At 73.3% G+C, this 14584-nt stretch carries 13 protein-coding genes; 3 read left to right on the plus strand and 10 right to left on the minus strand.

Translation table 11 applies throughout. The annotated features are described in order from the left end of the window. Positions 1-200: 200 nt before the first annotated feature. From cobT to ABEB00_RS09880, 7 genes are all read right to left on the minus strand, one after another. A complete protein-coding gene (gene cobT / locus ABEB00_RS09850; protein WP_345618814.1) occupies positions 201-4211 on the minus strand; it encodes a nicotinate-nucleotide--dimethylbenzimidazole phosphoribosyltransferase in 4011 nt (1336 codons plus the stop codon). A gap of 345 nt (positions 4212-4556) precedes the next feature. Beyond that, a complete protein-coding gene (gene cbiE / locus ABEB00_RS09855) occupies positions 4557-5777 on the minus strand; it encodes a precorrin-6y C5,15-methyltransferase (decarboxylating) subunit CbiE (RefSeq protein ID WP_345618815.1) in 1221 nt (406 codons plus the stop codon). A gap of 118 nt (positions 5778-5895) precedes the next feature. Continuing rightward, entirely contained in the window at positions 5896-6534 is a 639-nt protein-coding gene (locus ABEB00_RS09860) for a GNAT family N-acetyltransferase (protein WP_345618817.1), read from the minus strand. A 125-nt stretch (positions 6535-6659) separates the two neighbouring features. Continuing rightward, the gene (locus tag ABEB00_RS09865; RefSeq protein ID WP_345618818.1) at positions 6660-7487 is read right to left on the minus strand and encodes a MetQ/NlpA family ABC transporter substrate-binding protein; all 828 of its coding nucleotides are present in this window, start codon (positions 7485-7487) and stop codon (positions 6660-6662) included. Positions 7488-7630: 143 nt separating this feature from the next. Continuing rightward, positions 7631-8368, minus strand: coding sequence for a methionine ABC transporter permease (locus ABEB00_RS09870; RefSeq protein ID WP_345618819.1), 738 nt, complete (start codon positions 8366-8368; stop codon positions 7631-7633). Beyond that, positions 8365-9402, minus strand: a complete 1038-nt coding sequence (locus ABEB00_RS09875) for a methionine ABC transporter ATP-binding protein (RefSeq protein WP_345618820.1) — start codon at positions 9400-9402, stop codon at positions 8365-8367. Before ABEB00_RS09875 ends, ABEB00_RS09870 begins: the two co-directional genes overlap by 4 nt. 379 nt (positions 9403-9781) lie before the next feature. Next, the gene (locus ABEB00_RS09880; protein WP_425586467.1) at positions 9782-10063 is read right to left on the minus strand and encodes an HAD family hydrolase; all 282 of its coding nucleotides are present in this window, start codon (positions 10061-10063) and stop codon (positions 9782-9784) included. On the opposite strand from ABEB00_RS09880, the gene ABEB00_RS09885 reads away from it, so the two are divergent. Together ABEB00_RS09885 and ABEB00_RS09890 are read left to right on the plus strand one after the other, a co-directional pair. Beyond that, positions 10062-10421: a hypothetical protein gene (locus ABEB00_RS09885; protein ID WP_345618821.1), complete on the plus strand. Its 360-nt coding sequence runs from the start codon at positions 10062-10064 to the stop codon at positions 10419-10421. The genes ABEB00_RS09880 and ABEB00_RS09885 overlap by 2 nt on opposite strands. Position 10422: 1 nt before the next feature. Continuing rightward, a complete protein-coding gene (locus ABEB00_RS09890) occupies positions 10423-10851 on the plus strand; it encodes a hypothetical protein (RefSeq protein WP_345618823.1) in 429 nt (142 codons plus the stop codon). A gap of 183 nt (positions 10852-11034) precedes the next feature. Here the strand turns inward: ABEB00_RS09890 and ABEB00_RS09895 are convergent, their stop codons facing one another. The 3 genes from ABEB00_RS09895 to ABEB00_RS09905 all read right to left on the minus strand — a co-directional run bounded on the left by ABEB00_RS09895 (position 11035) and on the right by ABEB00_RS09905 (position 13368). Continuing rightward, a complete protein-coding gene (locus ABEB00_RS09895; RefSeq protein ID WP_345618824.1) occupies positions 11035-11535 on the minus strand; it encodes a GNAT family N-acetyltransferase in 501 nt (166 codons plus the stop codon). 57 nt (positions 11536-11592) lie between these two features. Further along, positions 11593-12087: an RNA polymerase sigma factor gene (locus ABEB00_RS09900; protein ID WP_345618825.1), complete on the minus strand. Its 495-nt coding sequence runs from the start codon at positions 12085-12087 to the stop codon at positions 11593-11595. 75 nt (positions 12088-12162) lie between these two features. Then, complete coding sequence (locus ABEB00_RS09905) at positions 12163-13368, minus strand: glycerophosphodiester phosphodiesterase (RefSeq protein WP_345618826.1); 1206 nt, start codon at positions 13366-13368, stop codon at positions 12163-12165. Positions 13369-13812: 444 nt separating this feature from the next. On the opposite strand from ABEB00_RS09905, the gene ABEB00_RS09910 reads away from it, so the two are divergent. Then, complete coding sequence (locus ABEB00_RS09910; protein ID WP_345618867.1) at positions 13813-14505, plus strand: lysophospholipid acyltransferase family protein; 693 nt, start codon at positions 13813-13815, stop codon at positions 14503-14505. Positions 14506-14584 lie beyond the last annotated feature (79 nt).

Here is a 14584-nt window from a genome sequence, read left to right on the forward strand (position 1 = left end):
GGCTCCTCGTCCTGGCGGGGGCGGTGGGCGCTGCGGCTCTGGAGCAACCCTGACGTGCGGATTTTACGAGGTGGGTTCAGGGTACGGCGGGGTGGGGCGGCGGCGCCGGGACCGGCCGCCGCACGCCTGCCCTTGCGTACGGGTCTTTCCGCGCGGGGTCTTTCCGTGCGAGGTCTTCCCGCGCGGGTCTTCCGCGCGGGCTACTTCTCTGTGACGCCCGCCGAGTCGAAGGTGGCGACCTCGTGCATGGCACGGGCCGTGCTCTGGACCATCGGCAGGGCCAGCAGCGCGCCGGTGCCCTCGCCGAGGCGGAGGTCCAGGTCGACCAGGGGGCGCAGGCCCAGCTTGTTGAGCGCGGCCACATGGCCGGGCTCGGCGCTGCGGTGACCCGCGATGCAGGCGGCCAGCACCTCGGGCGCGATGGCGCGGGCCACCAGGGCCGCGGCTCCGGCGCTGACGCCGTCCAGGATGACCGGGGTGCGCAGCGAGGCGCCGCCGAGCAGCAGGCCGACGATGGCCGCGTGTTCCAGGCCGCCGACCGCGGCGAGCACGCCGATCGGGTCGGCCGGGTCGGGCCGGTGGATCTCCAGCGCGCGGCGGACCACCTCGGTCTTGCGGGCGAGGGTCTCGTCGTTGATGCCGGTGCCGCGGCCGGTCACCTCGGCCGGGTCGGCGCCGGTGAAGACGGAGATCAGCGCGGCGGAGGCGGTGGTGTTGGCGATGCCCATCTCACCGGTGAGCAGCGCCTTGTTCCCGGCGGCGACCAGGTCGCGGGCGGTCTCGATGCCGACCTCGATGGCCTGCTTGACCTCCTCGCGGGTCATCGCGGGGCCGGTGGTCATGTCACAGGTGCCGGGGCGGACCTTGCGGGGCAGCAGGCCGGGGGTGGCGGGCAGTTCGGCGGCGACGCCGACGTCCACCACGCACACCTCGGCGCCGACCTGGGTGGCGAAGGCGTTGCAGACGGCTCCCCCGCCGAGGAAGTTGGCCACCATCTGGGCGGTCACCTCCTGCGGCCAGGGGGTGACGCCCTGGGCGTGCACGCCGTGGTCACCGGCGAAGACCGCGACGGCGGCGGGCTCCGGGATCGGCGGCGGGCACTGGCGGGACAGCCCGGAGAGCTGGGCGGAGATGATCTCCAGCATGCCGAGCGCGCCGGCCGGCTTGGTCATCCGCTTCTGCCGCTCCCACGCCTCGCCGAGCGCCTTGGCGTCCAGCGGGCGGATCTGGGCGACGGTCTCGGCGAGCAGGTCGTGCGGGTCCTCGCCGGGCAGCGCGCGACGGCCGTACGTCTCCTCGTGCACCACCCAGGAGAGCGGGCGGCGCTTGGACCAGCCGGCCTGCATCAGCTCGGGCTCGTCCGGGAACTCGTCGACGTACCCGACGCACAGGTAGGCGACGACCTCCAGGTGCTCGGGCAGGCCCAGGGCGCGGACCATCTCGCGCTCGTCGAAGAAACTGACCCAGCCGACGCCGAGGCCCTCGGCGCGGGCGGCGAGCCAGAGGTTCTCGACGGCGAGCGCGGCGGAGTACGGGGCCATCTGCGGCTGGGTGTGCCGGCCGAGGGTGTGCCGGCCGCCGCGGGTCGGGTCGGCGGTGACGACGATGTTCACCGGGGTGTCGAGGATGGCCTCGATCTTCATTTCCTTGAACTGCTTCGCCCGGCCCTTGGGGAGCGACTTGGCGTACGCGTCGCGCTGGCGCTCGGCGAGTTCGTGCATCGCGCGCCGGGTGTCGGCGGACCGGATGACGACGAAGTCCCAGGGCTGCGAGTGGCCGACGGAGGGCGCGGTGTGGGCGGCCTCCAGGACCCGGAGCAGCACCTCGTGCGGGATGGGGTCGGTACGGAAGCCGTTGCGGATGTCCCGGCGTTCCCGCATGACCCGCAGGACCGCTTCGCGTTCGGCCTTGTCGTAGCCGGGCGCGGCCGTGCTCACTGCGTGCTCGTCCTTCTGGTCCTCGCGGTTCTCGCGGTCCACACGGTTCTCGCGGTTCTCGCGGTTCTCGCGGTTCTCGCGGTTCTCGCGGTTCTCGCGGTCTTCCCCGTCGGTCGCCTCGGCCTCCGGTGTCTCCTGCTCCCACGCGACCGACTGGGGGCCCTGCGCGGGCTGGGGGTGGGGCTCGGGCTGCGGGGCCTCGGCCGGGGCGGGCTCGGGGGCAAGGTGCGGTAGCGGCACCCCCGCCGCCGGGGCCGGCTCGACAGCCGGTTCCGGGTACGGACCGGCTCCGAGAGCCGCGGGACTCGGGTCGGCCTCCGGCGGGAGACCTCGCTCCGCCGCGACCGGCACCGGCACGGTCTCTTCGACGGGAGCCTGGGGCGCGCCCGGTGCGGCGGCGGGCTGGTCGGGCGCGACCGGAGCGGGGGGCGCCTGCTCGGGTGCGGCCTCCGCGAATACCGCCTGGGCGGCGGCCAGGTGCTCAGGAGCGGGCTGCTCCGGTACGACGTACTCCGGCAGCATGGCCGGCTCCGGGGCGACCTGCTCGGGCGCGCTCGGCTCCGGTGCCGCCTGCTCGGTCGCCGGGGGCTCCTGGACGGACGGCGCGGCCACGGCTTGCTGCGCGGCGGGCTGCTCGGGGACGGGCTGAACGGCGGTCGGCTGCTCGGCGGCGAGGTGCTCGGGGGCGTCCGGCTCGGAGATGCTCGGCTCGGCGAGCGGCTGCTCCGCGAACTGCTCCGGGACGAACTGCTCGGGCACGACCTGACCGGCGACCGGCTGCTCCGGGGCGAACTGCTCCGGTACGGACTGCTCCGGCGCGGCCTGCTCGGAGATGCTCGGCTCGGCGAGCGGCTGCTCCGGGACGAACTGCTCGGGCACGACCTGACCGGCGACCGGCTGCTCCGGAACGGACTGCTCCGGTACGGCCTCCCCGGAGCCGCGCTGCCCGGCAAGCGGCTGCTCGGCGGCGAACTGCTCGGGCACGGCCTCCCCGGCAGCCGGCTGCTCCGGGGCGAACTGCTCCGGTACGGCCTCCCCGGCGGCCGGGTACTCCGGCGCGACCTGCTCGGGGGCGGTCTGCCCGGCGACCGGCTGCTCCGGGATGAGCTGTCCGGGCCGGGTCTGCTCGGCAACCGCCTGGTCCGTCACAAGCTGGGCGGGCGCGACCTGCTCTGCGGTCGGCTGTTCCGGCGCGACCTGCTCGGGGGCGGCCTGTTCGGCGACCGGCTGCTCCGGAGCGAGGTGCTCCGGTACGGCCGGCTCGGCGCTGTTCTGCTCGCTGAGCGGCTGCTCCACGAACCGGGCGGGCGCGGCCTGTTCGGCGGCCGGCTCCTGAATCGCGATCAGCCCGGGCACGGCATGCGGCTCGGCCGCGGCGGCGGGCTGCTCCTGACCGGGGACCACCTCCGGGGCACCGCCGACGACGACGGCCACCGGCATCTCCGCGCCCCCGACCTCGGCCCCGGCCCCGGCCCCGGCCTCGGCTCCCGCGACGGCGCCGTCGGGAAGCTGGGCGACGGTCCGGAAGCCGGGGACGTGGTCCACCTGGGCTGCAGGCGCCTCGGGCGCCTCGGAGGTGCCGAGCGCCTCGCCGTCACCCACCCCTTCACCCGCCACGAGGTCCGGCTCGACGCCGGTCTCCGCCACCCGCAGCGCGCCCACCGCGCCCACCGCGTCCGCCGCGTCGGCCACGAGGGCCGTCGCCATGACCGCCTGGGCCGCCACGCCGACCGGCTCGGGCGCCGGAACAACCGTTTCCGCTGGGATCGCTGCGGAACCCACGGGAGCCGGGACGCCCCAGGGCACGGCCCCCTGCGGGGACATCACGGCGGCCTGCGGGGCGTCGAGGTACTCGGGGCCGGGGGCCGGGGGGCCCGCCGGGCGGGTCGGGGCGTGGGCGGGGCCCCGGTCGGCGAGGGAGCGGACGGGGCTCGCGGAGGCGTCCGGGATCGGCGGGCCGAGGTGGAGGGGGCGGCGCGGGGCGTGCGACGGACTCGGCAGGCGTACGCCGCTGAGGTCGACGGAGCCGCTGTCCCGGCCGGAGATCTCGTGCGGCTCGGGCTCGTGCACGGTCTCGACGACCGGCTCGGGCGCGGGCGGCGCGACCTCGTTGCCCCAGGCGCTCTGGGCGCCCGGCAGCAGCAACAGGTCCTCGTCCTCGGCGGTGGTCTCGGAGAGGTAGGTGTACGCACCGGGCACGAGAACGCCCGGCTGCTCCACCATGCCTGCGTTCTCCGGCAGCCCCTCGCCCGGGATCTGGCCGGTGTCGGTCATGCGAACCCCTCGCCCATCGGTTAGTGCTTCTACGACCAGCTCACCCGGAACGGCGCACCGACCGCCCCGCAGTGAAGAACGAGCGTCCGTGCCCAGCGGCACGAACGACCCGCCGGAAAAGGCGACAAAGCCATTGAGTGGCATTCTTCCGGTCGTTCGCCCGTCACGGCAGCCTGATCCGTGACGATCCGCTGTGGACTGCGCCACGTTGCGCGCCCTCAGGTCCCGCCGTACCACAGCCCGCCCGAAAGGGTCAGGTTTTCCGGACATTGCCCGACGAAGCGTCGGATGCCCGAGAGCGGTACAACGATCGGCCAGCTTACCGCGCGCAGTACGACAAACCGATCACGGGGCGCGATCCGGCAGAGTGCCGCTGAGCAGGAACGCGACGCTCCGCTCCGTCTCGGTCCAGGACCGGGTGTCCATCCCCACGGACTGGAGGAGGGCGCACTCGACCCGGTAGCCGTGCTCGGTGAGGTCCCTGCCGACGAGTTCGGCGTCGTCGCGGGTGGCGGCGTGGGCGACGATGCGCTGCGGCCGGCGGTCGGCGACGGCCAGGACGACGGCCGCTCCCCCGCCGCCGACCCGGACCACGTCCGGTTCGGGCAGGTTCTCCAGGACGTGCGGGGCGGTGCCGTGCACGGTGTGGAGCTGGACGCCGAAGCGGCGGGCGGTGGACTCGGCACGGCCGCAGGCGGACAGGTCGCGGTCGACGGCGATGACGGCGGCACCGCCGCGGGCGGCCTCGACGGCGAACGCGCCGCTGCCGCAGCCGATGTCCCACACCAGGTCGCCGGGGCGGGGACCGAGCCGGGTGAGCTGGGCGGCGCGGAGCAGGTCGGTCTCCCCCTCGCCGAGGCCGCCGCCGTACTCCTCGCCCGGCAGCGACCAGCCGCGCGGCCCGGTGGCGGGGTCGCGGCCGGCGATCCAGCCGGCGCCGTCGCCCGCGCCGCCGTGGCCGACCGGACCGCCGATGACGATGACGACGTTGGGGTCCCGCCAGGTGTGGTCGGCGGCCTTGTCGGAGGTGACGACGGTGACCCGCTCGCGTGTCGTGCCGAGTTCCTCGCAGATGACGAAGGTGCGGTGGACGCCGTCGAGGAGCAGGCCGAGTTCGGCCGGGCCGGCGCCCGGTGAGGTGAGTACGGCGACCTTGGTGTGGGCGCGGCACACGTTCACCGCGCGGCGCAGGGTGCGGGGGTGGGCGACGACCACCTGGGCGTCGTCCCAGGGCATACCGGCGCGGGCGAAGGCGGCGGCGACGGAGGAGACCGCGGGGACGACCTCGACCTCCAGGCCGAACTCGGGGTCGCGCAGGGTGCGTACGACACCGAAGAAGCCGGGGTCGCCGTCGGCGAGGACGACCGCCGTGCCGCGGTGGCCGGCGGCGCGGCGGGCGGCGAGGGCGACGCTGCCGAGGCGGACGCGTTCGGCGGCGGGCGGCACCTCGTCGAGTGCGAGGTGGTGGGCGGCACCGGCCACGAGGGTGGCGGCGCCGAGGGCGGCGCGCGCCGCCGCGGTCAGTGGCGAACCGTCCCAGCCGATCACTGTGACCCGGTCGGCCATTGTCGTCAGTCTCCTGGAGTCGTCGCAGGTCGGCGCGGGGGGGTCCGCGGGCGGGCTACGTGAGCGTACCCGGTACGGCCGCGGCCGACGCCGGGGGCGGGGGGCGGGTCGGCGCCGATCAGCTCCAGTCGGTGAAGGCGGTGAAGGAGTCGGTGTCGGAGAGGTGTTCCGTGCCGCCTTCGAGGTCCTCGGGCAGCAGGCTCCACACGATGAAGTCGGTGCGCACGTCGCTCCAGGTGCCGTCCTCGGCGCGGATGTGCGCTATACAGGCGTTGCGCAGCACGCCCTCGCTGATGCAGCCGATCTTCTGGGCGACCTGCTGGGAGGCGGTGTTGTCGGCGGCGGTGCGCAGTTCGACGCGTTCGAGCCGCTGGTCGCCGAAGAGCCACTGGGCGGTGGCCAGGGCGGCCTCGGAGGCGTAGCCCTCGCCGCGGGCCCAGGGGGCGACGATGTACGACAGTTCGGTGGACCGTACGTGCCAGTTGGTTCTGGAGAGCTGGACGATGCCGACCAGGCGCTGGGTGAGGAACTCGGTGACGGCGAGGTCGAGTCCGCGGCCGGCCGCGCGTTCGGCGGGGGCGCGGCCGGTGATCCAGGTGCGGGCGCCGTCCTCGCTGAAGGGCTGGGGGACGTCGGTCCAGGCGCCGACCTGCTCGTCGTTCATCATGGCGGCGAGGGCGGGGACGTCGTCCTCGTCGAGGGGACGCAGCACCAACCGCTCCGTGCTGATGGAGATGTTGGGGAAGGTGCTCGTCATGCGCCGCTCCGTAACCGTCGATACCGTCGGGCCTGCTGAACTGCCCAGCATGCAGCATCGGGGGCGCGAAACGCACCACGGGGTCGGCTCCGGAAGGGAGCGGACCCCGGGGGCGGCGGACTCGGTCAGAAGGTGGGGATCACGGAGCCCGCGTACTTGTCCTCGATGAACTTCTTCACCTCGGGGGAGTTGAGGAGCTCGGCGAGCTTCTTGACTCGCGGGTCGTCCTCGTTGCCCTCCTTCACGGCGAGGAGGTTGCTGTTCGGGTTGTTCTTGGCGGACTCCAGCACGAGGGCGTCGTCGGCCGGCTTGAGGTCGGCCTCGATGGCGTAGTTGCCGTTGATCACCGCGGCGTCGACGTCGTCCAGGGAGCGGGGCGTCTGGGCCGCCTCCAACTCCTTGAACTTCAGCTTCTTCGGGTTCTCGGTGATGTCCGAGGGGGTCGCCGCGGTGTCGACGCCGTCCTTGAGGGTGATGATGTCGTGGGCGGCGAGCAGGCGCAGCGCGCGGCCCTCGTTGACCGTGTCGTTCGGGACGGCGATGGTCGCGCCGCTCTTCAGGTCATCGGCCGTCTTCACCTTGTTCGAGTACAGGCCGAGCGGCTCCAGGTGCACATCGACGACGGACACGATGTGAGTGCCGTTCTTCTTGTTGAAGTCGTCGAGGTAGGGCTGGGTCTGGAAGTAGTTGGCGCCCACCGAGCCGTCCTCCGTCGCCGTGTTCGGCGTGACGTAGTCGGTGAACTCCTTGACCTCCAGGTCGAGGTCCGCCTTCTTCGCCAGGTTGTCCTTGATGTAGTTCAGGATCTCGGCGTGCGGGACGGGCGGCGCGGCGACGACCAGCGGTCCGGAGGTGTCGGAGGCGGAGTCCTTGTCCGAGCCGCAGGCGGAGAGTCCGAGGGTGAGGGCTCCGGCGGCGAGGACGGCGGTGGTGATCTTGGCGGTGTTACGCACGAAAAGTGCCTTTCCTGAGGGATGACGCGACCCCGTGTCGGTGTTACGGGGGGGGGTTCGGGGAGCTGGTGGTGCGGGAGAGTCGTCCGGGACGTGGGTGCGGGCGGCTCGGCGGCCGGCCGGTCAGTGCTGGTCAGTGCTGGTCAGGCGACCTTGCCGATGTCGGCGGCCGCGGGCTCCTTCGCCTTGAGCAGCCGCAGCCTCGGGCCGGGGCCGGAGCGGCCGCCGCGCCGGTGCAGGGTGCGGGCGGTGGTGTCGCCGGCTAGCTGGATCAGGGAGATGGCGACCGCGAGGACCGCCACGGTGATCCACATCAGGCCGGTCTCGAAGCGCTGGTAGCCGTAGCGGACGGCGAGGTCGCCGAGGCCGCCGCCGCCGACCGTGCCGGCCATGGCGGAGTAGCCGATGAGGGCGATGACGGTGGTCGTGGTGGAGGCGATCAGCGAGGGCAGGGCCTCGGGGACGAGGACCTTGCGGACGATCGTCCAGGTGGAGCCGCCCATCGACTGGACCGCCTCGACCAGCCCGCCGTCCACCTCGCGCACGGCCGTCTCCACCAGCCGGGCGAAGAAGGGGATGCCGCCGATGGCCAGCGGCACGATCGCGGCGGTGGAGCCGATGGTGGTCCCCGTGATCCAGCGGGTGAAGCTCATCAGGGCGACCATGAGGATGATGAACGGCATCGAGCGGGCGATGTTCACGATCTGCCCGAGGACCTTGTTCACCACGGTGTTCTGCAGCAGGCCGTCCCGGTCGGTGAGGACGAGCAGGATGCCGATGGGCAGTCCGCCGACCACGGCGATCAGGGTGGACCAGGCGACCATGACCAGTGTCTCCTGACACGCCTGGGTCAGCAGCGGCTGCATCTCGGACCAGTTCATCGCGCGCCTTCCTTCACCAGCGAGGGCTGGTCCTCGCCGACCACGTCGATCTGCAGGCCCTGCTCGCGCAGGAAGCCGACCGGCACGACGTTGTCCTCGTAGCGGCCGGGCAGTTCGATGCGCATGCGGCCGATCTGGAGGCCGCCGACGGTGTCGATGGCGGCGCCCAGGATCGAGATGTCGATGTTGTAGGTGCGGGAGAGCTGCGAGATGACCGGCTGGGTGGCGGCCTCGCCGTGGAAGGTGACGTCGAGCACGGTGCGGTCCCGCGCGCTCGCCGCGCCGCTCACCGGGAAGAGCGCGGCGGCCAGTTCGGAGCCGGGGGTGGCGAGCAGTTCGCCGACGGTGCCGGACTCCACGATGCGGCCCTGTTCCATCAGGGCGGCCGAGTCGCAGACGCTCTTGACGACGTCCATCTCGTGGGTGATGAGCAGGACGGTCAGTCCGAGCTGGCGGTTGAGGTCGCGCAGCAACTGGAGGATGGAGCGGGTGGTCTCCGGGTCGAGGGCGCTGGTGGCCTCGTCGGAGAGCAGCACCTTGGGGTCGCCGGCCAGGGCGCGGGCGATGCCGACGCGCTGCTTCTGGCCGCCGGAGAGCTGGGCGGGGTACGCCTTGGCCTGGTCGGCCAGACCGACCAGGTCGAGCAGTTCCAGCGCCTTGCGGGAGCGTTCCTTGCCGGTGCTGCCGAGGATCTCCAGCGGCAGTTCGACGTTGTCCCGCACGGTCCGGGTGGAGAGCAGGTTGAAGTGCTGGAAGACCATGCCGATCCGGCTGCGCGCCTGCCGCAGCTCCCGCCCGGCGCGCTGGCCGCGGCCGGCCAGTGCGGTGAGGTCCTGTCCGGCGACGGTGACCGTGCCGGAGGTGGGCCGCTCCAGGAGGTTGACGCAGCGGATGAGCGAGGACTTGCCGGCGCCGGACTGGCCGATGACGCCGTACACCTCGCCTTCGCGGACGTGCAGGTCGACGCCGTCCAGGGCGGTGACCTCCCGGCCGCGGGAGCGGTAGACCTTCGTGAGGCCCGAGGTGGTGATCACGTGGGTTTCCGTCACTGTCGAGTGCGCGGGCGCGAGGGGGCCCGGCACGGGTGCTTTCGGTCAGGGACGCGGCACGGTTCTCGTGGCGGAGGAACCGGGGGAGAAACGTGTGCGCGGGTCAGCGCCGGCCCGGTGGCGTGCGGCGCACGGGGGCCGGCTCTCGCTTCGGGGCGCGAGGCTCAGGTGGTGCGGGGGCCCTCTAGCAGGCGCACATTCGACACATACAACGAGCACCGGGCGTCATGGTCGCCTCGGTCGCAAGGGTGCGGTCGCTCGTCGTGGTCATGCGGCAAGTAAAGCAGACCGGTCCTCGCGACCGGGCACACCCCGTCCGGATGGTGGACAGCGGTGGGAAAGCGCCGGTGGGCGGGTTGGCGGGTCAGTCCCGGGCGGTGATCTCCACTCCCCCGCCGGTGACCAGTGCCGACCGGGCCGCGAGGTGGTCGACGACCAGGTGGACGCCGAGTTCGCCGGCCCGGTGGGTTGTGGTCAACGCCACGGTCGCCGTCCCGGCGGCGCGGCCGGCCCGGAGTCCGGCGGGGGCGTCCTCGACGACGACGCGGTCGGCCGGGTCGACACCGAGGGCGCGGGCGCCGAGCGGGCAGGGCCGGACGGGGTCGGCTCCAGCGGGTCTTTTCCGCCGTAATAAGGTCACTGCCATGCTTGACGTCCTGACGCTGCTGACCGGCGTCGCCGCGCTGCTGCTCGCCGCCTGGTGCGGCTGGGCCGCCTACCGTGACCAGCCGACGAAGGACTGGCACTTCATCGGCATGGCCGTGGTGACGGTGCTGACCCTGGCGCAGCTCGTGATCGGGATCGTGCGGCTGGCGCGGGGCGAGGACCCGGAGCAGGGCACGGTGATCTTCGTGTCCTATCTGCTGGGCGCCTTCGCGTGCGTTCCGGCGGCGGGGTTCATGTCGCTGGCCGAGCGGACCCGCTGGGGCTCGGTGACGGTGGCCGCCGGCGGTGTCGTCCTCGCCGTCCTTCAGGTGCGGCTCTACGACATCTGGGGAGGCTGACATGGTGGCGACCGAGGGGAAACCGGCCGGTACGCGGCTGATCGCCGGGCCCGGCATCCTGCTGGTCTGGCTGTACGGCGTGATGGTCGTCGGTGCCGTGTCGCGGTCCGCCTACCAGATCGCCACCGAGTTCGACCGGGCGCCGCTCGCCTACTCGCTCTCCGCGGTGGCGGGTCTGGTGTACGGCTTCATCACCTACACCCTGGTGCGCGGCGGCCCGGCGGCCCGGCGGGCGGCGCGGATCTGCTGCGCGGCCGAGCTGGCGGGGGTGCTGATCGTGGGCACCTGGACGCTGATCGAACCGTCCGCCTTCCCGGACGCGACCGTGTGGTCGCAGTACGGGATGGGATACCTGTTCATCCCCGTGCTGCTGCCGGTCAGCGCGCTGTACTGGCTGCGGAGGTCCGCGCGCCGGGCGAGCGCCGCCTGAGGCCGCGGCGGGCCGGCTCCGCCTGAGGCCGTGCCGGGGGGTGCCCTCCTGGTGTCGCGCCGACGGGCTGTCCTCCTGGCTCCGCGCCGGGGACGCCGTCCGAGAGGCTGTCGGGCGGCGTCCGTGCCGTCTGCGGTGATGCGGGTGCGCGGGCGGGCCGACGCGGCGGTCCGGGCGCGGTGCTCACGCCGTCGTGGCGTACGCCTCCGCCCGCTTCTCCAGGACGATCATGGGGACGCCGTCGGCGCCGCCCGCGGCGGTGCCCACCGTCTCGTAGCCGACCCGGTGGTACAGCCGCAGGCCGCCCTCGCCGCGGTGGCCGGTGTGGAGGCGGAAGCGGGTCACGCCGGGCTCCCCGGCGAGGGCCGCCTCGGCCGCCTTCAGCAGGCGGGCGCCGATGCCGTGGCCCTGGAGGCGGGGATGGACGCAGAGGGTGCCGATGGCGGCCGATCCGTCCTCGGCGACCCGGCCGCGCACCGAGCCGACCACCTCGTCGCCGAGACGCGCCACGAAGACCCGGTCCTGGGCGACCTCCTCGCGCACGGAGTCGAGGCTCTGGACGAGCGGGGCGATGCGGTAGTTGCCGTACAGCGCGGCCTCGCTCTGGAAGCAGAGGTACCGCAGCCGGAAGATCTGCTCGGCGTCCGGTCCGGCCGCCGCCGAGATGGTCACGCTCATGCCCATGTGCGCATGCCTCCCGCTCACCTGATCGCCTGTTGTTCCTCACTCCTATCCCCGCCGTCAGCCGCCCGCAACCTCCGGTGCCAGCAATCGCCGCAGACATGCCAGACATCGGGAACGTTCCGGCCCAAGACTGCCCTGTGACATACCCAACTCCCCGGCGATCTCCCGGTAGGTCAGGTCCTGCGGCGACAGCATCGCCTCCATCAGCCGGGGGCAGCGGCCGGGCAGCCGGCGTACGGCCTCGTGCAGGGCCCGGCCGCGGGCGGCGGCGAGCGCGAGCTGTTCCGGGCCGCGGGCGGCGGGGTCGACGGGTTCGGCCGGGTAGGGACGTTCGAGGCGGGCGGTGCGCAGGGTGCGGCGGGCCTCGCTGCGGACGGCGGTGCGCAGCCAGCGGTGCGGGTCGGGGGGCGGGCCGTCGGCCTCCAGGCGTTCCAGGAGGCGGAGCCAGACCGCCTGCTCCAGGTCGCCGGGCTCGGTGCCGGAGGCATATGCCTCGGCGGTGGCTTCGGCGGTGAGCAGCGGGCGCAGGTGGGTGACCAGGTCGTGCGTCATATGCAGTGCGACGCGGCCGCCCGGGCGGGGGTTGCCCCGGGCGGCCGTAAGTCACCCCATGCGGGGGTGTGCCGCTCAGCCGTTGACGAACTCCTCGCGGGCCAGCAGGCCGGTGTCCGGCTGGTCGGTGAAGATGCCGTCGATGCCGGTGGCGAAGTAGGCGCGGTAGGCGCCGAAGACATCGCCGTAGGCGTCGGCGTCGGTGCCCTGGCGGAAGTCGGCGGGCAGGAAGGGGTTCTCGTTGCGCAGGGTGTAGGGGTGCAGGATCAGGCCCGCCCGGTGCGCGTCGCGGACCAGGGTGGTGGGCTCGGTGAGGCGGCCGGCCGCGTCCCTGGGAATGATCAGGGACAGGTCCGGGCCGATGCCCTGCGCGTACGTGGCGATCTCCTTCAGCCCGGTGGGGGTGATGAGGTCGGCCACCGTGCGCGGGTCGCCGCTCGCCACGAAGTCCCAGGGGCGGCTGCCCGCCCCGGAGAGCAGCACGGCGAGCGGGTTGGCCACGAGCCGGTTCATCCGCTGGATGCTGGTGGGCTCGAAGGACTGGACGATGACGGGCGAGTTCTTCTTGTCCTTGCCGTACTTGCGCAGGAGCCGGGCGAGCCGCTCCTCGGTGGGCAGGCCGAGCCCCCGGAAGTAGGTGGGGTGCTTCAGCTCGGGGTAGATCCAGACCTGCTTGCCGCGCTTACGGGTCTGCTCGTCCTGCCAGCGCAGCACCTCCTCGAAGGTGGGGATCTCCCAGCGGCCGTCGTAGAGGGTGTTGTGCGGGCGGTTGGCCGGGATGCGCTCGGTGGCGCGGAGCGTCTTCAGCTCTGCGAGGGTGAAGTCCTCGGTGAACCAGCCGGTGGTGGAGACACCGTCCAGCAGCTTGGTGCGCTTGCGGTCGGCGAACTCGGGGTGGGCGGCGACGTCCGTGGTGGAGCCGATCTCCGGTTCGTGCCGGCAGACCAGGTGACCGTCCTTGGTGGGCACCAGGTCGCCGGCCTCCACGATGTGGGCGCCCAGGTCCAGGGCGAGCTGGTAGGAGCCCAGGGTGTGCTCGGGCCGGTAGCCGCTGGCGCCGCGGTGGCCGACGATCGTCGGGACCGGCAGGCCCTTCACGCCGGCACCCTGCCCGCCCCGGCCGCCGGCGGCGCTCGCCGTGCCGGACAGGCCCAGTACCGCGCCGCCCGCGCCGAGCACCGCCGCGCCCAGGAGCGCCCGCCGTCCGGTGCCGCCCGCCCGCTCGTCCGAACCTCGTTCCGAACCGTGTCCGAAACCCCGTTCCGACCCCTGTGCCGCCATGAGCCCTCCAGCCGTCGCCTCGTCAGATGCGGGCCGATCGTAGGTGCGCGTCCATGACCGCCGGGAGACCTCGCGCGGAACACGGGGGTGACACCGGATGTCGCCTGTCGCGCGGGGCGTTCCGGTCGTTCCCCGGGCCGCCGGCGCCGGAACGGCTGACGACCCGTCGGCTTCGCGGCGCCCGCGCGGGGTACCCGGACGCCGGCCGTCGTCGCCGGGCCCCGCGGGGCGGGGACGCCCGGGAGGACACGCGGGGGGCGCGACCTGCGTCACATCGTTCCGGGCGGATTTCGGGCGTGCGACGCCGTGCCACAGCAGGTGAGCCCGCGTCAACACCGTGTAAGACCTCGGTGAACCCGACGTGCGCGACCCCCCGGGCCGCGAGTAATGTCCTCACCTGCACAGACTCGTACCGCCTCGCCGAGACCACTCGAATCCGTCTCCCTGACACCGGAGGACCTGTTGTCCCGCTTCGCACTCATCAAGGCAGTGCTCGGCCCGATCATGCGCCTGATGTTCCGCCTACGGGTGGAGGGCGTGGAGAACATTCCGGGCGAGGGGCCGGTGATCCTGGCCGGCAACCACGTCACGTTCATCGACTCGATGATCCTCCCCCTGGTCTCGCGGCGGCAGGTGCACTTCATCGGCAAGGACGAGTACGTCACCGGCAAGGGCCTCAAGGGCCGCCTGATGGCCTGGTTCTTCACCGGCGTCGGCATGATCCCGGTGGACCGGGACGGCGCCAACGGCGGGGTCGCGGCGCTGATGACCGGCCGCCGGATCCTGGAGGAGGGCCGGGTCTTCGGCATCTACCCCGAGGGCACCCGCTCCCCCGACGGCCGTCTCTACCGCGGCCGTACCGGCATCGCCCGCCTGACCCTGATGACCGGCGCCCCGGTGGTCCCGTTCGCGATGGTCGGCACCGACAAGCTCCAGCCCGGCGGCAAGGGCCTGCCGCGCCCGGGCCGGGTCACGGTCCGCTTCGGCGAGCCGCTGGAGTTCTCCCGCTACGAGGGCATGGACCGCGACCGGTACGTGCTGCGGGCGGTGACCGACTCGGTGATGACCGAGGTCATGCTGCTGTCGGGCCAGGAGTACGTGGACATGTACGCCACGAAGGCGAAGAAGGCGGCGTAACCGCGCGCCGCACCGCACGAAACGCACGCACCGCACGCACCGCACGCAACGCACGGAACGCACGGAACGCACGGAACGG

The organism is Streptomyces ziwulingensis (assembly GCF_039542605.1).
GTDB classification, from domain to species: domain Bacteria; phylum Actinomycetota; class Actinomycetes; order Streptomycetales; family Streptomycetaceae; genus Streptomyces; species Streptomyces ziwulingensis.